This window comes from Photobacterium sp. 53610 (assembly GCF_036409375.1).
Taxonomy (GTDB): Bacteria; Pseudomonadota; Gammaproteobacteria; order Enterobacterales; family Vibrionaceae; genus Photobacterium.
The window spans coordinates 91,383-112,272 of record NZ_JAXOFS010000008.1 but is presented as its reverse complement, the minus strand read 5'-3'; the positions used below and the strand labels follow the sequence as shown (position 1 = coordinate 112,272).

Sequence of the window (20,890 nt, the reverse complement as noted above, 5' to 3'; positions counted from 1 at the left end):
GCAGAGCTGAAAGGGAAAGAGAGAAAGTTAGCTCAGCTGATTGGTCAGCAGGTCCCAGTAAGCGTCGAAATTATCATTCGGCTTGTGTCGGAAGCTGGAGCGCACATAGCGGTTATAACTGCCTTCTACCTGACCCAGCAGCTGGGCAGAGAGAATGTTTTCATCGATAGGGAAACCGCGGCCTTCTCGCAGCTTACGCTCACGTAAAATCTGGCGGAGCTGGGTTTCAATCCGCTCAAACAGCTGGTTGATGCGTGACTGGAGCCGATCCTGTTCAAACATCAGGGCGTGACCGGTCATAATACGGGTCAGCCCCGGATTGCGCTCGGCAAAGACTAACAGCAGTTGCAGGACCATTCGCAGCCGGGTCATGGTGTCTTTTTCGTCATCCAGGATACGGTTGATACGAGTAGTGATGGAGTCTTCAATAAACTCAATCAGGCCTTCAAACATGCGGGCCTTGCTGGGAAAGTGGCGATACAGAGCGGCTTCGGAAACGCCAACCTGTGCGGCCAGTTTTGCGGTGGTAATGCGTTGGCTGCCCTGGCTCGATTCCAGCATTTCAGCCAATGCCTGCAAGATTTCTTCGCGGCGGTTGTTTTTTTTATTGCCAGCCATGAATAACCGTTCCTTTTCGATATAAGACTGTGTCCGGACAGAAAAACCTGAGTATCTTAGCCATGCGCTAAGGGCATGGAAAGTGTCTGGATCAGGCAGTGTTACCTGTATCGGCAGCCAGAATGTAAGCTTGAGAGCTGGCTGCCAAAAATCAGTGAGCTGTTTATCGTCAGCGGGGACGAAGTAGCGACATGGACGAGGCGGCTCAGCTTTGCTGCCGGAAGCGTTGGATGATTTCATCAATGAGCTGACGCCCCAGCGAGGTTTTGTCAGTCAGTGGAAGCGCCTTGTCACCCTTTGGCCAGTACAGGTGCAGGGCATTGGTGTCACTGTTGAATCCCTGTCCCTGCCGGGCGACGTCATTGGCGCAGATCAGGTCCAGGTTTTTACGTTGCAGTTTATCCCGGGCATAGCGTGCGACATCCTGCGTCTCAGCGGCAAAGCCGACGGTGAAAGGTCGCTGCTCCGTCATTGCTGCAACGGCGGCGATGATATCCGGATTTTTCACCAGTGTCAGTACCAGCTCATCGTGCCCCTGTTTTTTCTTCATTTTCTGCTCAGCCATTTCTGCCGGGCGGAAATCAGCTACGGCAGCACAGCCGATAAAGATATCGTGCAGAGGGGCCTGTTCCGTCGCAGCCTGATGCATTTCGACTGCACTCTCGACATCGATTCGCTGGACATCTGCCGGGGTGTTCAGGCTGACCGGGCCGCTGATCAGCGTGACGCTGGCACCGCGTTCTGCGGCAGCCTGTGCAATGGCGTAGCCCATTTTGCCGGAGCTGTGGTTGGTCAGGTAACGTACCGGGTCAAGCGCTTCCCGGGTCGGTCCGGCGGTGATGGCAATGCGTACCCCTGCCAGATCCTGTGGCCGGAAGAAGTTTTCGATTTCAGCAACCAGTGCCATCGGCTCCAGCATCCGGCCCGGGCCGACATCGCCACAGGCCTGTTCGCCACTTGCCGGTCCCCAGATCTGATGTCCCCATCTGGTCAGAACAGCCAGATTCTCCTGAGTCGAGGGTTGACGGTACATCTGCTGGTTCATTGCCGGGGCGACGGCAATCGGGGCACTGGTTGCCAGGCACAGCGTGCTCAGCAGATCGTTCCCCATCCCGGCACGCAGGCGGGCGATCAGATCTGCTGAGGCCGGTGCCAGCAGCACCAGGTCAGCCCACTTCGCGAGCTCAATGTGACCCATGGATGCTTCTGCGGCAGGATCGAGCAGGCTGTCCGCCACCGGCTTGCCGGAAACGGCCTGCATGGTCAGCGGTGTAATGAATTCCTTGGCGGCGGGGGTCATGACGACACGGACCTCTGCGCCACGCTCAATCAACCGGCGTGTCAGTTCTGCGCACTTATAGGCTGCAATCCCGCCGCTGATCCCCAAAAGTATTTTTTTTCCTGCCAGTGTTTTCATTCGATAGCCTGCTTCCTGAAAAAACTGGCAACAAGATATCACCAAAGCGGAACGGATTCATCGCTTTAGTACTGAGAAAAATGACCGTTTACTTGTGCTATATCACCATCTTGTTGGGTAATCACTCGACAGAAGTCGTGAGAGGCAGTGTAACTGTGACTCTGGCCTGCGGCGGATGCCACAGTTTCAACTTGTGGTCTTTGTACTGTTCCCGGGACTCGCTTCTGCTTGAACAAAATAAGCACAGAGGATCAGAACGAGATGGCTTTGAAGCATTTACCTCTAGAGACAAGGCCCAGAGAAAAATTACTGCAACGGGGGGCCAGTACATTGTCGGATGCTGAATTACTGGCGATTTTTCTGCGGACCGGTCTGCCCGGTACCAATGTCATCGAGTTAGCCGGGCAGTTGCTGCAGTCGTTTGGGTCCCTGCGGGCTTTACTGGCGGCTGACCTGCAAAGCTTTTGCCAGCATAAAGGACTGGGCCCGGCAAAATTTGTTCAGTTGCAGGCCGTGTTGGAAATGAGTCTGCGTTATCTGACTGAGCGGATGGAGCGTGGTGAGGCGCTGACCAGCCCGGAACAAACCCGGCGCTATCTGAGCCATTTGCTGAGAGATCGCCACAGAGAAGCATTTTTTGTGTTGTTTCTGGATAACCAGCACCGGGTGATCCGTGGCGAAGTGATGTTTGAGGGAACAATTGATGCGGCCAGCGTGTATCCGCGTGAAGTTGTAAAAAGATCACTCGAACTTAATGCAGCGGCGCTGATTTTAGCGCATAATCACCCCTCAGGCGTAGCGGAGCCAAGTCAGGCCGATCGGCGAATTACGCGGAGGATCAGCGATGCGCTGGCCCTGGTGGACATTCGGATCCTCGATCACTTCGTTGTTGGTGATGGTGAAGTGGTTTCTTTTGCTGAACGAGGTTGGCTATAAAGTAGGCCGAAATTGATCAAAAAGACAAGAAAGGATCTGCTCGGGACTTGAGCAACTGGTTTTGACTTAGTATAATGCGCGACCTTTGATAGCTTCGGTTAGATGGAATGCTTTTTGCGTTCGGTTAATCGCGGTTGATATCGAGCTGAAACGATTTGGAGAAGACAGTAATGTCCCGAGTATGCCAAGTAACTGGTAAACGTCCTGTAACGGGTAACAACCGTTCACACGCACGTAATGCCACCAAGCGTCGTTTTCTGCCGAACCTGCAAACTCATCGTTTCTGGGTAGAAAGCGAAAAACGCTTCGTTAAACTACGCCTTTCTGCGAAAGGCATGCGTATCATTGACAAGAAAGGTATCGATACCGTTCTGTCTGAAATGCGTGCTCGCGGCGAGAACGTTTAAGAGGATTCTAAGCAATGGCTAAAGGCATTCGTGAGAAGATCCGTCTGGTATCATCTGCCGGCACAGGTCACTTCTACACTACCGACAAAAACAAGCGTAACATGCCAGGCAAATTTGAGATCAAGAAATTTGATCCAGTTGTCCGTAAGCACGTTATGTACAAAGAAGCAAAAATCAAGTAATTGGTTTCTTTTGCTTTTTGATAAAAACCCAGCCAAGGCTGGGTTTTTTTATGGCTGTCAGTTGGCAAGCAGATTATCATCGGAGTTCAATGGATGCAGATGGAGGCCGAATGAAACTGACACGCCGTGGCTGGAACAATTTAGTTATCATTGGTGTATTGCTTTTTGTCGCCATCATTCAGCTCCCTGAACTGCTCAGGCAGCGCATGATCCCGGAACCCTCTGTCACGACGCAGGACACGGCGGGTCTGGTCCGTTTACTGCCGTCTGAAAGCCGTATCGAGAAACTGGTCCTGCCTGATGTCATTTTCAGCCAGCAGGCCGGAGTCTGGCAGTCTGAACCTGCCATTTCCGATGATCCTGCGGTGATTGTTTCCCACTGGTCCGGGATAGCCGGAACAAAAGTGGATGCCGATACTTATGCCCGTTTGAGCGACAAGCTGACTGTACCACGGAGTGTGGAAGTATGGCTGACCGATCAGGCTGAGCCCTACCGGTTGACGGTTTATCAGCTTCCTCAGTTCTGGTTGTTGCAAAACTGGGCAGGGGAGTGGCTGGCTATCACTGTTGAACCCGGCTATCTGTTTCCCGCCACCTGACCTTATGTTTCACCAGAGAATCCGGAAAGAAGATGCCAGAATTACCCGAAGTTGAAGTCAGTCGTATGGGGATCACCCCGCATGTGGTTGGTCAGACCGTCACTCAGGTGACGGTGCGCAACCCTAGTTTGCGCTGGCCGGTCCCTGCCGAGCTTCAGTTGCTGCAAGGGCAGACAATTCGCGGGGTCAGTCGCAGAGCCAAGTACCTGCTGTTGGAAACCGATGCCGGTTTCGCCATTATCCATCTGGGTATGTCTGGCAGTTTACGGATTCTTCCGGAGGATGTTCCGCCGGCGAAACATGATCACGTTGATGTGAAGCTGGCCAGTGGTGAAGTTCTGCGTTACAACGACCCCCGCCGGTTCGGTGCCTGGCTGTGGCAGGAACGCGACAGCGAGCACCCGGTGCTGAGTAAACTGGGGCCGGAACCGTTGAGTGAGGAATTCAATACACCGTATCTGATCGGCAAAGCCCAAGGGAAACGTACGGTGATTAAGCAGTTCATCATGGATAACCAGGTGGTCGTGGGGGTCGGGAATATCTATGCCAATGAGTCCTTGTTCTCGGCGGGGATTCATCCTCAGGCGCCAGCAGGCTCATTGTCACCGGAACGACTGAGTTTATTGGTTGACGAAATTAAAAGCGTGCTGAACAAAGCGATTACGCAGGGCGGCACCACCTTGAAAGATTTCAGGCAGAGTGACGGTAAACCCGGCTACTTTGCCCAGGAGCTGCAAGTGTATGGCAAGGCAGGTCAGCCGTGCCCGCGCTGTGGCCAGCAACTCAATGAGGCCAAAATCGGGCAGCGTGCTACAGTCTTCTGTAGCGGGTGCCAGCCCTTGTAAATTCATATGTAATCACGGCCTCACTCTGTTTTTAGGGAATGAAAAGGAGATGTGAGCATGCGTTATCTGGTAACTGGCGTGGCAGGATTTATCGGCAGTGCCGTGGCTCAGCGGCTCTGCAGCCTGGGTCATGAAGTGGTCGGGATTGACAACTTCAACAGCTACTATGATGTGAAACTGAAACATGCCCGGGTGCAGCGGATTACCCATCCGGCATTATTAGTACTGGACTGCGATCTGGCCGACCGGGAAGCCATTGCACGGCTGTTTTTGGCGCATCAGTTCGATCGGGTGATCCATCTGGCGGCGCAGGCTGGTGTGCGCTACTCCCTGGATAATCCCATGACCTATGCTGACAGTAACCTGACGGGTCACCTGACCATTCTGGAAGGCTGTCGTCGTCATCAGATTGAGCATCTGGTCTATGCATCTTCCAGTTCGGTTTACGGCCTGAACCGCAAACTGCCGCTATCGACGGATGACAGTGTTGATCACCCCGTTTCTCTCTATGCAGCAACCAAAAAAGCCAATGAGCTGATGGCGCACACCTATTCCCACCTTTACGGCATTCCGACCACAGGTCTTCGTTTTTTCACCGTTTATGGCCCCTGGGGCAGACCCGATATGGCACTGTTTAAGTTTACGGAGGCCATGCTGGCCAGTCAGCCGATTGATATTTATAACCAGGGGGACATGCTGCGCGATTTTACCTACATTGATGATATCGTCGAAGGGGTCGTGCGGATTCAGGACGTGATTCCGACCTCCCAGCCCGACTGGCTGGTTGAAACCGGATCGCCGGCTACCAGCTCAGCCCCTTACTGTGTTTACAACTTGGGGCATGGTCAACCCGTAAAGCTGATGGATTTTATTGCGGCACTGGAAAAAGCGCTGGGCCGGGAAGCCATCAAGAACTACATGCCAATGCAGCCGGGTGATGTATATGCGACGTATGCGGAAACAGAAGACTTGTTTGCTGTGACTGGTTTCCGGCCTCAGGTGAGCGTGGAAGCGGGCGTGCAACGATTTGTTGACTGGTATCTGGATTATTACGGTCAGAGTGCACAGGGAAAGATTGCGGCACACTGAGGCGGTGCCGCATATTCAGGATTATTCCGCCAGTTTGTCTCTCAGGGCCTGAGCAATGGTCGGGTGTACGAACTGGTCCACCTGACCCTTGTGCAGTGCGACTTCCTTGACGATGGTTGATGAGATAAATGAGTTCTCTTCGGCCGGGGTCAGGAACACCGTTTCGAGTTCCGGCATCAGGCGGCGGTTCATATTGGCAAGTTGGAATTCATATTCAAAATCCGAGACTGCACGCAGACCGCGCACCAGAATATTGGCCTGATGCTCACGGGCGAAATCAACCAGCAGGCCTGAAAAACCCACAACTTCAACATTCTCCAGGTGGCTGGTGACGGCTTTCGCCAGATTCACCCGTTCCTGCAAATCAAACAGCGGCTTTTTACTCGGGCTGAAAGCGATGCCAACAACCACATGATCGAACATGGCAGCCGCACGCTCGATCAGATCCTGGTGGCCGTTGGTAATCGGGTCAAAGGTACCGGGATAGATTACTCGGGTTGTCATCTCAGCATTCCTTTCTGTATGTCCTGTGAAATTGATGTTGGGCGCCATTCTTTACAAGTTGTTGTAAATGGCTTCGTAGTCTTTGGCTGTCGCTGCAATATCAAACAGCTTCATTTTTTCCTGACCGGCTTCGATATATCGCTCACGGAGAGCACTGTCCCGGGCTACGCGAGCAATGGCTTCTGCCAGTTGCCGGCTGTCTCCGACTGGGATCAGCTCGCCGTTGATGCCATGATCAATAATATCCGGGATACCCCCGGCACGGGTTGCGATCACAGGTAAGCCCGCTTTCATCCCTTCAAGGATCACCGAGCCGAGTCCTTCAGTATGGGACGGATGTACCTGAAGGTCCGCTGCTGCGAACCAGTCCCCCATGTTCGACTGTTTTCCCATGAAGCTGATATTGGTTAATCCCTGCGCCTGGGCTTCCAGCTCGGCGAGCAGTTTGCCGTCTCCCAGAATGGCAATATGAACCTGAGGTGCCTGTTGTTCAAGCAAACGGGCGGCTTCGATGGTGACATTAAAGCCTTTGTGCTTGAGCAGGTTGGCGGCATGGATGACCAGAAATTTGTCGCTGAACTGGCTGCGGATGGCGTTCACTTCAGTGTCATTGACCGGGTAAACCACGGGTGAACTGGGAATCTTATGCGGCCGCTGATTCGGCACTTTCGCCTGAATACAGTCCACGATGGCCGTGCTCAGACCAATGGTTACGCTGGCATCATGATAGCTTTTTTTCAGTAACCAGCGATCTTTGAGCGGGTTGTCGATACGCCGGGTCACAATGTACGGGCAGCCGAACAGCTTTGACTGAATCCAGGCCCAATAGATAGCCCGTCCTTCGTGGACATGAATTGCCTGACAGTGTTTGGTTATCGCAGCACGATGCCCCAGCAGGAAGTGCTTGATCAGCACCATGCGGCAGCCAAGTGCTTCTGCTTTGGCTGCAAACGGACTACGCGGGTTGGCGACGACCGTCAGTGTATAGCCCATATTGCGCTGCTGTTTGATCAGTTGCAGCGTCTGCTGCTCACCACCACTGAAGCCGGTGGCAAGATTCACATGGCAGATGTGCTTATTCATTCGGTGTATTTTTCCTTACGTAGTCGCGTAACCACAAGTCGGCATAGCGGGTAAATACGGTGTTGGCGCTTAGAATTGCGAGGAGCAGCCCGTGTCTGCCATCAAGAAAGCCTCGTTTGAGAATATACATCTTCAGAAATCGAACCAGGGCATGATTGAATGCAGTTCCCAGAGATGATTTTTTTTTGCCTTCCCGCTGATCCGCCCATGATTTCGCATAGAGGGCAGTTTTGCGCGTATATTGACTGAGATGATCGAACGTAAAATGACGCAGGCGCCCATTCAGCGGTTTGACCGTCAGATTATCAGTGATGACTTTTTCATGGACAAGCGCATCATTATATTGAGTTTCATCCCGGCGATAGAGGCGGGTAACCCAGTCTGGCGACCAGCCAGAATAACGAATGGTTTTGCCGAAAGCATCACTCAGACGGTTCAGCTTGAAGGCAACCCGGGTTGGGTTGGCGGTGATTGCTGTCTGAATCTCAGCTTTGAGTTCCGGTGTGACCCGTTCGTCTGCATCCAAAACCAGAATCCAGTCTGTCGTCATATGCGATTGTGCACGCTGGCGCTGAGGTCCGAAGCCTGGCCAATCGGGATAACAGAAGAATTTATCAGTGTAACGGCGGGCGATGCTTTCTGAATCATCGGTGCTGCCTGAGTCAACAATCACAATTTCGTCAACCCAGCCAGCTACGGTATCCAGACAGGCGGCCAGGTGCTGTGCTTCATTCTTGATGATCATCAGCACACCCAGAGTGGTGTGGGAAGTGTTGGGAGCCATTCGGTGTCCAGTGTTCAAGTTAAAAATTGATGATTGCCATTACAATCATATGCGAATGATTATGCCGACCGGGCTTAACGAAGTAAAACCTCGGTCAGATTTCACCACTGAACTTATTGCTTTCGTTCAGGATTGAGTATTTAGGGTGATGCGATCAAACATCGCAATGACCTGTTCCGGCCGGATACGCTGCATGGCCTGTTCATCTTTTACCCGGCTGCGCCATGGCAGTTGCTCAGGAGATTGACCAGTTTCTTCCCGGATGCATTCATCGTAAACACTGACTACATATTGCCGGGATAAATAGGGACCGGTTCGTTCAGGGTTATGATGTGCATAGAGGCCAAGAACCGGGGTGCCGACCGCAACAGCCATGTGGGCCGGACCAGTATCCGGGGCACAGACCAGTGCGGCTCTCTGTAAGAGAGCGAGCAGTTGCTTCAGGCTGCTCTGACCAATCAGGTTGTTCACCGGAAAGTCGAGTCTGGCTTCAATCGCATTCCCTAAATCGACCTCAATCTTTGCCGGACTCCCAGCCAGAATCACGGCGAAGCCCTGCTGATGAGCATGCTTTGCCAGCGCTGCATAGCCTTCTGCTGTCCAGTTTTTATAGCCCTTACTGGCCGCCGGGGCAATGACCAGCGTGTTGTCCTGATAGATATGCTGATCCGCCCAGCGCTGGTCTTCTTCCGACAGCGGGATCTCCCAGCTCGGGGTCAGATCGGTCACTCCCAGCGTGGCGGCGAATTGCATAAAACCGTCCAGGACGTGGGGAGCGTCCGGTGATGTCACTTTGACATTGGTGAAGAGCTGCTGCAGATCGCTGCTGCGGGCGGCATCAAACCCCAGCTTAAATTTCGCCTTGATCCCCAGGCTGACAATGCTGGCACGAATCGCGGTCTGCATGTGCAGCAGGGCGTCAAAGCGTTCACCTTTCAGCGCTTGCCAGACGGCTTTATAGCCCTGCCAACCCTGTTTTTTGTCAAAGACAATCACACGGATCCCCGGCAGTCCTTTCAGCAGTCGTGCTTCTACTTTGCCACATATCCAGGTCAGCCGTGTCTCGGGCCACTGTCGCTGAATCGCCTGCGCCATGGCAATACTGTTACAGACATCACCAATCGCCGACAGGCGAAGGATACACAGTGATTCGGGAGCGGAAGTGAATAAACTCATGACACCTGCTTATAAAATGATGCATTTGCGTGGTTTGGAATTATATACATTTCGATGACCGGAATCAGCGTGATTTGTGTTCACTGAGTGTGCACGAAGTGCACGCTGAGCGTTCAGAGTGTGAGTATGACGTGAACGTCCGGCAAAGAACCCGTTCCGAACATGACGAACCCCGGCAATCCCGTATAAAATAGTGTTTTTCAGCCGTTTGGGATACAGGTTCATGGAAATACGGGAGCAGGATAACTGTCGGGTGATGTTTGACCCGGTTTTGCTGGCAGAAGATCCCTGGCAGTGCTTTGAACCGGATTTCTGGCAGAGACAGCAGGCTGTGACAGGGAGTGCCCGTGGGCGGGGGACGACCTGGTTTGTCCGGGGACAGGAAGTCGACATGGCTTTGCGCCATTATTATCGCGGCGGTCTGTTCGGGAAACTGGTGAAAGATCAGTACCGCTTCTCTGACTGGGCATCCTGCCGGAGTATGGCGGAATTTGCACTATTGCAGCATCTGGTGGCGAAAGGGGTACGGGTACCGCGTCCGGTCGCTGCTAGGGTGTGTAAAACCGGTTTGTTCTATCGCGCAGATTTACTTACAGAAAAAGTTCCGGATGCCACTGATTTGGTAGATAGGCTGCAGCAAGGACCACTGTCCGAATTGCAGTGGCAGGCTGTGGGCGCGATGATCCGCAAGATGCATGACAGTCAGGTCAATCATACCGATTTAAATGCGCATAATATTTTGCTTGATCGCGAAGAGCGAATCTGGCTGATCGACTTTGATAAATGCAGCCTGACAGATGGTGAGCACTGGAAAGCCGCAAATTTGTCCCGCCTGCATCGCTCTTTTGTGAAAGAAGTCGATAAGGCGGGCATTCAATGGCAGGCATCAGACTGGCAGCAACTGCTTGTTGGCTACGGTGGGTAATCGGATTACTCCAGCAGCCGGATTTATCTTGCAGAGATACTGGCTGTCAGTGCGGTCAGGGTACGTTCAATAGCACCTTGATTGGCGTTCACGACTGCCAGCGCAGCTTGCCCCATTTGAGACTGTGTCTCCGGGCTTTCCAGCAGTCGTGTAACGGTTTCGGCTAAACCTTTACTATCGTGAATAACTTCAGCTCCGCCTGCATTCAACAGCTGGGTCGTAATGTCGGTAAAATTGTAATAACTGGGTCCGGTGAGGACTGGTTTCGCCAGAGCGGCCGGTTCCAGCAGGTTATGACCGCCGACTTTGTCCCCAATGAGGCTGCCGCCGACAAACGCCAGATCACAGGCTCCCAGCAGCAACATCATTTCTCCCATGGTATCGGCCAGATAGATTTGTTGCTCTGCGAGTAGTGTTTCCGGTTGTGTTCGGCGGGCGGTGGTAAATCCGTGCTGCAGGCACAAGGCATGGACCGCATCAAAACGTTCCGGATGCCGGGGAACCAAAATCAGCAGGGTATCCGGATGAGATGCCAGAACCTGACGATGGGCTTCCAGCACTTGTTCGTCTTCACCGGCGTGGGTGCTGGCTGCAATCCAGACCGGACGCTGGCTGCCCAGCTCTTCTCTCAGTGCTGTGCTGGCTTGTATCAACCCTTCAGGGAGAGAAATGTCAAACTTGATGGAGCCAGTGATCTGTACGGCTTGCGAAGGGACACCGAGCCGGATGAAGCGGTCGGCGTCGTCACGGTGCTGGCAGAGAACCCGATCGAGATGATTGGCCAGCAGGTGAAACAGTGGCTGTACCTTCGCATAGCGCTGGCAGGAACGTTCCGACAGGCGGGCGTTCAGGACAGTTACAGGCAGTCCTGCCTGCCTGGCCGCTGCAAGAGTGTTGGGCCAGAGTTCGGTTTCCATGATACACAGGGCACGCGGTTGCTGTTTTTTCAGAAAAAGACGTAACGCCCAGGGAAAATCCAGTGGCATGTAACGATGTTCAACCAACTCGCCAAGTCTGGCTGCCTGTTCAGCTCCAGTGGCTGTCGTGGTGGTCAGCAAAATCGGCAATGTTGGATAACGGGCTTTTAGCACTTTGATGAGCGGGGTGACAGCCAGTGTTTCACCGACTGAAACGGCATGGATCCACAAAGGCTGGTGGCCCTGGACTCTGGGACTGAACCCAAAATGTTCTTTCCACCGTTTGCCGACAGGCGGGACACCGGGACGCTTTTTATAGAGAGAGAGCAACAGTACGGGGGCAACCAGTGTTAATAAACAGGTGTAGAGAAAACGCAGCATTAATCCTCTCATTCGTGGCGGGACTGCCACTGCCCGGACAGTTCAAAGTATTTTTTCAGAACCAGTAAACCAATCAGTTTCTCCCGTTGGGGATGACAGAACTGATGAACATGCTCATGTGCGTTGGCAATGATTGCTTCAGCCGCTTCCGGGTGCTGGCTGTAGTATTGCACTTTCTCTTCGATATCTGAGCAATCATCCTTCAGCTCGACATAATGAACGCCAGCCTTCAGAGTTCCTTCCATAAACCAGGTTTCATATTTTGGTTTTGGCATCATGCACAGTGAGTTGGAAGACATAGCCCATTTCAGGTTGGTGGCGACGTCCTTGCCTTCAATACAAAGAATGAATTTGTAGTCGAGCTGCTCGTCAATGCTCAGAAATCCTTTCAGCCAAGGTACCTGGCCTTCGTTTTCATTCACCTGTCCGATGTCACAGTGATGCAGGTTATAGCACGACCGAACCATCTGCTTACGGTGCTCTTGGTGAGCTGCCCCTCGCCAAACCAGCATGTCCTTCTTCTCTCGGAAACTTTTGCTGTCATGAATGAAATTGAAGTGCCTGACTTTATTGAGTTTGAACAGCACTGCGTTGTCATTGTCACCGTGAACCGGTCTGGCTTTGACCAGAAAAGGGTATGGTTCAATATGGGTATCATCACCGAATCGGTAAGCTACTTTGAAATTATGGTCAAAGTAATTCAGGTACTCTTTGAGATCATAGAAATACGCACTTTGCCCCTTTTTCCGGTAATTCCGAATCGCTACAGATTTCTCGTTCGGCAGGGTGAATGCATGCGTATGTTTCAGGTAATAATCGATCCGGGATGCGATGTAATTTCTGTCATACTGATCCAGGGTATTCAGCAGGTACCTGAGCCGGCGCTGGTAAAACAATTTTGGCGTCAGGGATCGCAGGGCATTTTTGCTGTAAAAAGAAAATTTGCTGTTCTTTTGCCTGTTGTGTAATCGTATCAACGTCATTGCTCCAGCGTTATTCGGCCAAATCATTGATAGCTTGAATCACACGCTCGGCAGGCAGTTCTTTCAGGCATTTCAGATGACCGTAAGGACACTCTCGCTTAAAGCAGGGCCGGCATTCAATGTCAGTGTGGACAATGGCGACTTCTTCCGCCAACGGCGGGGTATAGTCCGGTGAGGTTGAGCCATAGATTGCCACGACTTTACAGCCGACCGCTGCGGCCACATGCATCAGGCCGGAATCATTACTGACGACTGTATGGCAGAGAGCCAGCAGATCCACGGCTTCAATCAGACTGGTTTGTCCGGCCAGGTCATGGCAGTGTTGTTGTAGGTCATCAGGCAGCCCGTTTCTGATCGCTGAAGTGACCGGTTGATCTTTGGCTGAACCAAACAGCCAGACTTGTTGGCCCTGCTCAATCATGCGTTGAGCAACCTGTGTGAAATAAGTTTCCGGCCAGCGTTTCGCCGGGCCGAATTCAGCGCCGGGGCACAGACCGATTACCGGACGGTCCTGAGAAAGCGCCAGGCGTGAGATGGCTGCTGACTGATTGTTTGGGTCAATGGTCAGGGTTGGTCTGGGTAATGGCGGCAGGGCTGCGCTGCTGGTCATTTCATTTTTAGGGTAAGCCAGCGCACTATAGCGCTCAATCACCAGACCAAACTCACGTTTATTGCTGCGCAGGTCTGTGAGCAGTCCGTAACGACTTTCTCCTTTCCAGCCGGTCCGGACCGGAATTTTGGCAAACAACGGAATCAGGGCTGATTTGGCTGAGTTCGGCATAATAAATGCCTGATCATAGCTGGCTTCGCGAAGGGATTTCCCAATACGATAGCGCCCTTTCAGGTTAAACGCGCCGTGGCCGATGGGCATATCAATGGCACGGTTTACTTCTGGCATCCGTTCCAGAATTGGCCGGCACCATGCAGGTGCCAGGACATCAATGTCAGCATCTGGATGGCGTTGTTTCAGGCTGATGTACAGGCATTGTGACATCACCATATCGCCGACCCAAGACGGGCCGATTATTAAAATTTTCATATGACGCTGCACTTTTTCTTTCAGTAGGGTTTGCTGCCATCCGGTCGGGTTTTCAGCAGTTGCAGATTCCACATATACTGCTCTTGATAAGGGGCGACCATTTTTTCCAAAGCTTCAGCCAGCAGATTTGCATCGTGCTGGGTATCCGGTCCCGGTAATGGATTAAGTACCGGGGAAATGTGAATTTCGAATTTACCATTTTCTGTATTGTATACCGGGATCATCGGTACTACAGATGCGTTTGTCAGTTTTGCGATTTTGCCTAAACCAGAGAACGTTGCTTTTTTGGTTGCAAAGAAATCAGTGAACTGGCTTTGCTCCGGTCCGAAATCTTCATCCGGTAAGTAGTAGCCCAGAAACCCAGATCTGATTGCACGGATGTAAGGTTTTAGCCCTCCGTTACGAGCATAACAAATTCCGCCGTATTGCAATCGCTGGCAACTGATCAGCCAATCAAAAACGGGCTGTCGGTGCTGTGGTTTCATAAGTGCTGCAACGGGCAGACCCAGAGAGGCCCAGTAGATAGCCGGAAAATCAATTGCCCAGCAATGTGGAACTAAAATGATCACTGGTTTGTTGGCTGCGATTTCTTTGTCCAGGTGCTCCTGACCAAAAACCTGAGTGCGTTTCTGTAAGTGTTCCCTGCTTCTAAAAAGTAGCTCTCCCATGGCCAGGATGACCTGAGAAGCAACAGAGTACATCTTATCGATCTTTGTTTCGCGTTCTTCAGTCGTCATTTCCGGAAAGCAGAGGGTCAGATTGACACGTGCACGATGACGCGCTTTCTTCACTCTGCGACCAAGATGTAGTCCAATAAAACCAGCGATTGGATCTCTGATTCGCCATGGAAGCTGTGCAAACAGACTTAGTAAGAAAATACTGATCCAAGTTCCCCAGTGCCGGGGATGCAGAAATGACCACTGGAAAGTGGGGTGGTAGCCAGGGGTTAGTTCATCCTGTGATACCCGGTTTTGGACGGTAGTCAAAAGATAATCTCTCTTGTTACTGTGAATGTCTTCACTTGAAAGTTACGGGACTCACTAACATTATTTTCTGAAGAAATATTTCTGCCAGACATAAAACTTCCCCCATAAACCCATGTGTTTGGATTTCAGGAAGATCAGTCCTTTTGACTTTTTCCAGCTGTGCTGGAACCAGTGTGTCAGATATGCGTTACTCGGCTTGTCGAAGTGCATCGGCTCGCCCTGATAATTGTAGAAATATTCGATCGGATAAAGCTGACAGTTTTCTGATTGTCTTAGTTCCTGATTTAACAGAAAGTCTGTCATAATCTCAGGTCCCATATAAAGCGGGGACTGGTGAATATCTTTTTCGTAGAACTGCACAAGTTGATTCAGGATCACTGAATCGGGTTCTGCATAGATTGAAGCAGTTCCCAGCAAGGTTGCTGATTCGTAGCCGACCGAAAACTTGCAGTTTTCAAAGAGCGGGAAGGGATCCTGCTGGATTGTGACATCAACGTCCAGATACAGACCGCCTTCATGCTGAAGGATTTTTAATCGCAGGTAATCGGTAACAAAAGCAAACAGCCCTTTGTCATGGCATGTTTTGGCAAAAGGACATGCTGAAATCCACTGCTGAATCAGGGGATGTTCATCGGTCCAAAGCGTGAAGTTGTATCCTTGTTTTTGCCAGTCATCAATACAGACAAATGCAAGCGGCGGCATTTTTTTGCCCAGCCAAATGGCATGAATTTTCTTAATCATTCGCAGTTAGTTCTTTGGAGCGGGAGCCTCTGAGTTGATGAGTGAGGAAGAAGGTATAACAACTCCCCAGCATCACGTTATGTATCCATTGGCCATTATTGGAAAAGAAGAATGATTCAAACAGATTCACGGTCAGCCAGTACACCGTGAACATGAGGGAAATCAGTAATACTTCATTGACACCTCGTTTTTCCGGAGCACACATGGCAGCACGAACAACCCAAGCAAAGACAAAATACATGAGAAGCAGGCCAACAATGCCATAGGATACAAGCAACTCAACATGGGAGCTGTGCAGGTGCGTATAGTATAGTTTGATATACGCAGGGAAGTGTTCCGCATGCTGGATTACTTTTGCTCTACTGTTGTAACCACTGCCCAGAATAGGCCTTTCCTTGATCCACTTTAAGGCCTCATACCATAAGTGGAGGCGGGTACCGGCACTGTCAAATGGAATTTGTGACATATCTCCATTGGTGATAATTGAAGTGGCTGTCCCCATTTCTTTTTGTACCCTGTCATGAACTAGGGGTACACTTGCGTATGTAAAAAAGGCAAAACCCAGCAGAGAAAATGAACCTGCCAGAATCAGCTTATTGAGCTTTTCTTTGTGCAATATGGCATAAAGGAAGATACCTATGACATAGGCAGCAAGCAATGCGACCCAGACCTGACGGGATTGTGTAGTAATAACCACAAAAGCAAAAGCGCCAAACAATAACAGGGATGAGATGAACAGCACGATATTTTTGTACCCTCTTTCTTTGATGCTCAGGCAACCGTACTTCATCAGGAAAAATGAAGACAACAGAAAGCCGACACCACTGTACATGGCAGGATATTGTGCATTAATGATGTTGAAATCAATTCTTATCCCTTTTAAGCCCATTTCTATCTGCTGGATGACGTCAGAGTGGCTGTAAAACGCCAGCAGAATTCCTAGACACATTGACCACCAGGCCAGGTACACATTATTCAGTGAGCCTTTGAGCCAGTAAGCCATAAAAATAAAGAAGAACAAATCCGTCAATGCGCCAATATGGGGGGTCGCATTGGCAAGCTCAGGAATATCAATTCGGGAGTTGACCCAACTGAGAAGCTGAACAAGGATTGCGAAAAGCAGAGCCCACAATATTTTATCTTTCCAAAATTGTTTCCTTTCAACATACAGTGCAGCAATTGAAGCCAGTATGAATACAGTCTGGAAGATATCACCCACATCCCGGTATGAGCGTTTGAACAGGATATAGCCAATCACACAGCACAACATCGCCAGGCAAAAGCCTTTTGAATCCAGGAGTCTTTTTAATCGTGCGTCAAGTTGCATTTCGGGGTGCTCTAGTTTTTGTATGTCAGGTGCCAGGCCGATTTTCAGATAACTTTGGTCAGCTTTCTCATCAGGGTTTCATAAGCCCTGAAACCTTCAATGTATAATTTGTGGGACGGTCCCACAGGCTGTTTCTGTTTTCGTCTTGTGCCTATGACAGTTTTTGTTTGTGAACGTTCGAAGGCAGAAGGAAACACATGATATGCTTTTACGCCATGCCGCCAAGGCTTTTCCATATAGTCGTCGACTGGCTCAATAAAATATTGAGCGTGCAGGATAAACTGTTTGGCGGCTTGTGGAGAGATAATATACGCGCTGGTACCACAGGTTCCCTTGCAGTAAAAACCCAGAGAATATATTCCCTCGATCTTGAACGCAGCTTTATATTGATTGGGCTGATGTGCCGACATCTTGATATATCCACACTGCTCAACACGATGGCTAAGATCTTTGAGCAATGAATGGAGATCTTCAGTGAGTAATTTGACGTTATCTTCCAGAATAACAATCGGTTCATTCAACTCGACACACTTTTCCCACAATGCGAAGTGACTGGCATAGCAGGCGATTTCTGCAGGAATAAGATGATAGCCTTTTCGCTTAAATGTTAGCTCAGGAGCCGCTTTGTCACAGTGAAGGAAATGTAGTGCCTCTGTACCATCAATAGCATCAAAGAACTCAAAAGAAATTCCAGCATGAGTTAAAAGGGCTTGCATATGCGCACGGCGTTCAGTTGAACGTTTCAAGCTGACAACATAAGTTTTCATAGTCATCAATCATTTTTCTCTGCGAAATAGCGGCACATCTTCATATGGAATTATGTGCCATTCATTAATACATAATTGTCTAACGATTCAGAATCGCCATATACTCGGCTACGCCTTCAGCGACGGTCTTGAATTCTTCCTGATAGCCGGCTGCCCGGACTTTCGAAAGATCTGCCTGAGTATATGTCTGGTAGCGGCCTTTCAGGTGTCCCGGGAAAGGCACAGTTTCAACGTTACCCTTGCCGTGGTGTTTGATGACTGCATCCGCGACGGCCTGGAAGCTTTCCGCACGGCCGGTACCACAGTTGTAAATACCGGACACACCGTTTTGCCAGAACCACAGGTTCATTTTGCAGACGTCGCCGACATAAACGAAGTCACGCTTGAAGGTTTCAGAACCTTCAAACAGTTTAGGACTTTCGCCTTTTGACAGTTGCTCATTCAGGTGGAACGCAACGGATGCCATGCTGCCTTTGTGCTGCTCACGCGGGCCATAGACGTTGAAATAACGGAAGCCGGTAATTTGCGAAAGAGTTTCACCATGGGCCTCGGCATCCTGCCACAGACGGCGGACATAGTTGTCAAACAGCTGCTTGGAATAACCGTAAACGTTCAGGGCACCTTCGTAATTTTTTTCTTCAATGAAATCACGGTCACGGCCGCCATAGGTGGCTGCAGAAGACGCGTACAGGAACGGAATCTCGCGCTCCAGACAGTAGTGCAGCAACTCTTTGGAATACTCGTAGTTGTTGAGCATCATGTATTTGCCGTCCCACTCGGTGGTGGCTGAGCAGGCACCTTCGTGGAAAACGGCTTCAATCGGACCGAACTCATCACCGGCCATGATTTGCGTGATGAAGTCTTCTTTGTCCATGTAGTCGGCAATATCTAAATCCACCAGGTTCGCAAATTTAGTTCCGTCTTTGAGGTTGTCGACGACAAGAATGTCACGATAGCCTTGCTCGTTGAGCGCTTTTACAATGTTGCTGCCGATCATGCCGGCGCCACCAGTCACTATAATCATGGCACTTCCAGTTTTCTGTCAGATAAACTCAGTGGTCAGAGCTCTGCAACATAGCAGAGGAACCGCACCACCGCGTCAATAATTCGTCAATAGATATGATAACATCATCGGGGTTTGTTGATCTTGATTTTGACCCCACAACGTTAACAAACCATGACTGCCAAGGGTGATGCAAGTGAGAGGCCTATGAAAACCCGCGATAAAATTATCCATGCCGCATTGGAACTTTTTAATGAAAATGGTGAACCGAATATCACCACCAACCACATTGCGGCACATATGGGCATCAGCCCCGGCAATCTGTATTACCACTTCCGAAATAAGGAAGAGATTATACACAGTATTTTTGATGAATACGCCCAGGAGTTGCGTGTTCGTTTTCAGCCCCGGGAAGAGGCTGCGCTGTCCTCGGACAGTCTGCTGCAATACCTGGATGCGGTCTTTATGCTGATGTGGCGGTACAGGTTTTTCTACGCCAATTTGCCGGATATCCTGAGCCGGGACCCGGGATTGCAGCATAAGTATCTGCAGGCGCAGGAGAATCTCCATCAGGACATTATGGTGGTGATGCGTCATTTCCGGACCTTAGGTCTGGTTACGCTGGATGATGAGGAATTGCAGAGTCTGGCCAACACCCTCAAACTGGTGGCAAGCACCTGGATTTGTTATCAGACGGCTCAGGCGCCACAGGCCAAAATCACTAAGACTGTCATCTATCAGGGGGTGCTGCAGATTCTCAGTATTATAAGACCTCTGACCAGTGCTCAGGGACGGGAAGTCGTTCTCCAACTTGAATCACATTATTGTGATCAAGTAAGACGGGATGTTTCATAGTTGTCGACGATACAGAGTTTAGCTCTTAAAATTTGGATAACTTTGTAACATTGTAGCGATTAACGGCTAAATTTTTAGTATGTTGTTCGTCGAAATTGGCAAAAACGCCTTTACAAGTTTGGAGAGCAAAATGTCAGCTGCCTTTTATCAACAGATCGCCGATCAAATTCAGGAAGTGAAAGCGGAAGGATTATACAAAAGCGAGCGTGTGATCACTTCAGCACAGCAAGCCGATATTGAGATCACCTCAGGTGATCACGTATTGAACTTCTGTGCCAACAACTATCTGGGTCTGGCGAACCACCCGGCGTTGATTGAGGCTGCCAAACAAGGCATGGATGAGCACGGTTTTGGTATGGCTTCAGTGCGTTTTATCTGTGGTACGCAGGATGCACATAAAGAGCTGGAGAGTAAGTTGTCAGCCTTCTTAGGCACGGAAGACACCATTCTTTACTCTTCTTGTTTTGATGCAAATGCCGGTCTGTTTGAGACCATTCTGGGCCCTGAAGACGCCATTATTTCAGATGCGCTGAACCACGCGTCGATTATTGACGGTGTTCGTCTGTGTAAAGCGAAGCGTTTCCGCTACGGCAATAACGATATGGCAGAGCTGGAGCAACAGCTGATTGCTGCAAATGAAGCCGGCGTACGTCATAAACTGATTGTGACCGACGGTGTCTTCTCAATGGACGGTGTGGTGGCAAACCTGCCTGCAATCTGCGATCTGGCCGATAAATATGATGCCCTGGTGATGGTTGATGATTCCCATGCCGTGGGTTTCATGGGTGATAACGGTCGTGGTACGCACGAATATCATGATGTGATTGACCGCATTGATATTATCACCGGAACGCTGGGTAAAGCGCTGGGCGGAGCGTCCGGTGGTTATACCGCAGGTAAGAAAGAAGTGATTGACTGGCTGCGTCAGCGCTCACGTCCATACCTGTTCTCAAACTCCCTGGCACCAGCGATTGTATCGGCTTCGATTCGGGTGCTGGATCTGCTGGCTGAAAGCAGTGATTTGCGTGCCCAGCTATGGAAAAATGCTGAACATTTCCGTCGCCGTATGTCAGAAGCTGGTTTTACGCTGGCAGGCGCTGATCATGCAATCATCCCGATTATGCTGGGTGATGCCAAGCTGGCAGCAGAGTTTGCTGAGCGCGCACTGAAAGAAGGCATTTACGTGGTGGGCTTCTCTTACCCTGTGGTACCGAAAGGCCAGGCGCGCATCCGGACGCAAATGTCAGCGGCTCACAACACAGAGCAGCTGGATCGCGCAATTGATGTCTTTATCCGTATCGGCCAAGATATGGAAATTATCTGAAC

General features: G+C 50.6%; 23 protein-coding genes. 9 read left to right on the top strand and 14 right to left on the bottom strand.

The genetic code is table 11. The features are described from left to right. Positions 1–27: 27 nt before the first annotated feature. Positions 28–618, bottom strand: a complete 591-nt coding sequence (slmA, locus tag SPK40_RS17705; protein WP_248144479.1) for a nucleoid occlusion factor SlmA — start codon at positions 616–618, stop codon at positions 28–30. 205 nt (positions 619–823) lie between these two features. Beyond that, on the bottom strand, positions 824–2,035 hold the full coding sequence (gene coaBC, locus SPK40_RS17700; RefSeq protein ID WP_330961390.1) for a bifunctional phosphopantothenoylcysteine decarboxylase/phosphopantothenate--cysteine ligase CoaBC: 1,212 nt from the start codon (positions 2,033–2,035) through the stop codon (positions 824–826). Positions 2,036–2,296: 261 nt separating this feature from the next. On the opposite strand from coaBC, the gene radC reads away from it, so the two are divergent. The 6 genes from radC (at position 2,297) to SPK40_RS17670 (ending at position 6,093) form a co-directional block, all read left to right on the top strand. After that, on the top strand, positions 2,297–2,971 hold the full coding sequence (radC, locus tag SPK40_RS17695) for a RadC family protein (RefSeq protein WP_330961389.1): 675 nt from the start codon (positions 2,297–2,299) through the stop codon (positions 2,969–2,971). 170 nt (positions 2,972–3,141) lie between these two features. Beyond that, a complete protein-coding gene (rpmB, locus tag SPK40_RS17690) occupies positions 3,142–3,378 on the top strand; it encodes a 50S ribosomal protein L28 (protein WP_027250565.1) in 237 nt (78 codons plus the stop codon). A 14-nt stretch (positions 3,379–3,392) separates the two neighbouring features. Next, a complete protein-coding gene (gene rpmG / locus SPK40_RS17685) occupies positions 3,393–3,560 on the top strand; it encodes a 50S ribosomal protein L33 (RefSeq protein WP_004405486.1) in 168 nt (55 codons plus the stop codon). Positions 3,561–3,670: 110 nt separating this feature from the next. Continuing rightward, positions 3,671–4,159, top strand: a complete 489-nt coding sequence (locus SPK40_RS17680; RefSeq protein ID WP_330961388.1) for a hypothetical protein — start codon at positions 3,671–3,673, stop codon at positions 4,157–4,159. A gap of 32 nt (positions 4,160–4,191) precedes the next feature. Beyond that, positions 4,192–5,004 carry a bifunctional DNA-formamidopyrimidine glycosylase/DNA-(apurinic or apyrimidinic site) lyase gene (gene mutM / locus SPK40_RS17675; RefSeq protein ID WP_330961387.1) on the top strand — a complete coding sequence of 271 codons (813 nt, stop codon included), beginning with the start codon at positions 4,192–4,194 and terminating at the stop codon, positions 5,002–5,004. A gap of 57 nt (positions 5,005–5,061) precedes the next feature. Next, entirely contained in the window at positions 5,062–6,093 is a 1,032-nt protein-coding gene (locus SPK40_RS17670; protein ID WP_330961386.1) for an NAD-dependent epimerase, read from the top strand. A 21-nt stretch (positions 6,094–6,114) separates the two neighbouring features. Here the strand turns inward: SPK40_RS17670 and coaD are convergent, their stop codons facing one another. The 4 genes from coaD to SPK40_RS17650 form a co-directional block, all read right to left on the bottom strand. After that, positions 6,115–6,597, bottom strand: a complete 483-nt coding sequence (gene coaD, locus SPK40_RS17665) for a pantetheine-phosphate adenylyltransferase (RefSeq protein ID WP_248144473.1) — start codon at positions 6,595–6,597, stop codon at positions 6,115–6,117. A 51-nt stretch (positions 6,598–6,648) separates the two neighbouring features. After that, the gene (locus SPK40_RS17660; RefSeq protein ID WP_330961385.1) at positions 6,649–7,680 is read right to left on the bottom strand and encodes a glycosyltransferase family 4 protein; all 1,032 of its coding nucleotides are present in this window, start codon (positions 7,678–7,680) and stop codon (positions 6,649–6,651) included. Further along, on the bottom strand, positions 7,673–8,464 hold the full coding sequence (locus SPK40_RS17655) for a glycosyltransferase family 2 protein (RefSeq protein WP_330961384.1): 792 nt from the start codon (positions 8,462–8,464) through the stop codon (positions 7,673–7,675). The genes SPK40_RS17660 and SPK40_RS17655 overlap by 8 nt, the downstream gene beginning before the upstream one ends. A gap of 126 nt (positions 8,465–8,590) precedes the next feature. Then, positions 8,591–9,640 carry a glycosyltransferase family 9 protein gene (locus SPK40_RS17650; protein ID WP_330961383.1) on the bottom strand — a complete coding sequence of 350 codons (1,050 nt, stop codon included), beginning with the start codon at positions 9,638–9,640 and terminating at the stop codon, positions 8,591–8,593. Positions 9,641–9,863: 223 nt separating this feature from the next. Here SPK40_RS17650 and SPK40_RS17645 point away from each other — a divergent pair, with 223 nt between their 5' ends. Further along, on the top strand, positions 9,864–10,565 hold the full coding sequence (locus SPK40_RS17645; protein ID WP_330961382.1) for a 3-deoxy-D-manno-octulosonic acid kinase: 702 nt from the start codon (positions 9,864–9,866) through the stop codon (positions 10,563–10,565). A 23-nt stretch (positions 10,566–10,588) separates the two neighbouring features. On the opposite strand, the gene waaA is transcribed toward SPK40_RS17645, so the two are convergent. From waaA to rfaD, 8 genes are all read right to left on the bottom strand, one after another. Continuing rightward, positions 10,589–11,863: a lipid IV(A) 3-deoxy-D-manno-octulosonic acid transferase gene (waaA, locus tag SPK40_RS17640; protein WP_330961381.1), complete on the bottom strand. Its 1,275-nt coding sequence runs from the start codon at positions 11,861–11,863 to the stop codon at positions 10,589–10,591. Between the two features lie 8 nt (positions 11,864–11,871). After that, on the bottom strand, positions 11,872–12,846 hold the full coding sequence (locus SPK40_RS17635) for a glycosyl transferase family 90 (protein ID WP_330961380.1): 975 nt from the start codon (positions 12,844–12,846) through the stop codon (positions 11,872–11,874). 10 nt (positions 12,847–12,856) lie between these two features. Further along, positions 12,857–13,885, bottom strand: coding sequence for a lipopolysaccharide heptosyltransferase II (gene waaF, locus SPK40_RS17630; protein ID WP_330961379.1), 1,029 nt, complete (start codon positions 13,883–13,885; stop codon positions 12,857–12,859). A gap of 20 nt (positions 13,886–13,905) precedes the next feature. Continuing rightward, on the bottom strand, positions 13,906–14,871 hold the full coding sequence (lpxM, locus tag SPK40_RS17625) for a lauroyl-Kdo(2)-lipid IV(A) myristoyltransferase (protein ID WP_330961378.1): 966 nt from the start codon (positions 14,869–14,871) through the stop codon (positions 13,906–13,908). Positions 14,872–14,931: 60 nt separating this feature from the next. Then, complete coding sequence (locus SPK40_RS17620) at positions 14,932–15,612, bottom strand: glycosyltransferase (protein WP_330961377.1); 681 nt, start codon at positions 15,610–15,612, stop codon at positions 14,932–14,934. Next, positions 15,605–16,939, bottom strand: a complete 1,335-nt coding sequence (locus SPK40_RS17615; protein ID WP_330961376.1) for an O-antigen ligase family protein — start codon at positions 16,937–16,939, stop codon at positions 15,605–15,607. Before SPK40_RS17615 ends, SPK40_RS17620 begins: the two co-directional genes overlap by 8 nt. Positions 16,940–16,983: 44 nt before the next feature. Next, positions 16,984–17,706: a glycosyltransferase family 25 protein gene (locus SPK40_RS17610; RefSeq protein ID WP_330961375.1), complete on the bottom strand. Its 723-nt coding sequence runs from the start codon at positions 17,704–17,706 to the stop codon at positions 16,984–16,986. A gap of 79 nt (positions 17,707–17,785) precedes the next feature. Continuing rightward, the gene (gene rfaD, locus SPK40_RS17605; RefSeq protein WP_330961374.1) at positions 17,786–18,730 is read right to left on the bottom strand and encodes an ADP-glyceromanno-heptose 6-epimerase; all 945 of its coding nucleotides are present in this window, start codon (positions 18,728–18,730) and stop codon (positions 17,786–17,788) included. A gap of 186 nt (positions 18,731–18,916) precedes the next feature. On the opposite strand from rfaD, the gene SPK40_RS17600 reads away from it, so the two are divergent. Continuing rightward, positions 18,917–19,564, top strand: a complete 648-nt coding sequence (locus tag SPK40_RS17600; RefSeq protein WP_248144461.1) for a TetR/AcrR family transcriptional regulator — start codon at positions 18,917–18,919, stop codon at positions 19,562–19,564. 130 nt (positions 19,565–19,694) lie between these two features. Further along, on the top strand, positions 19,695–20,888 hold the full coding sequence (locus SPK40_RS17595) for a glycine C-acetyltransferase (protein ID WP_330961373.1): 1,194 nt from the start codon (positions 19,695–19,697) through the stop codon (positions 20,886–20,888). Positions 20,889–20,890: the final 2 nt, after the last annotated feature.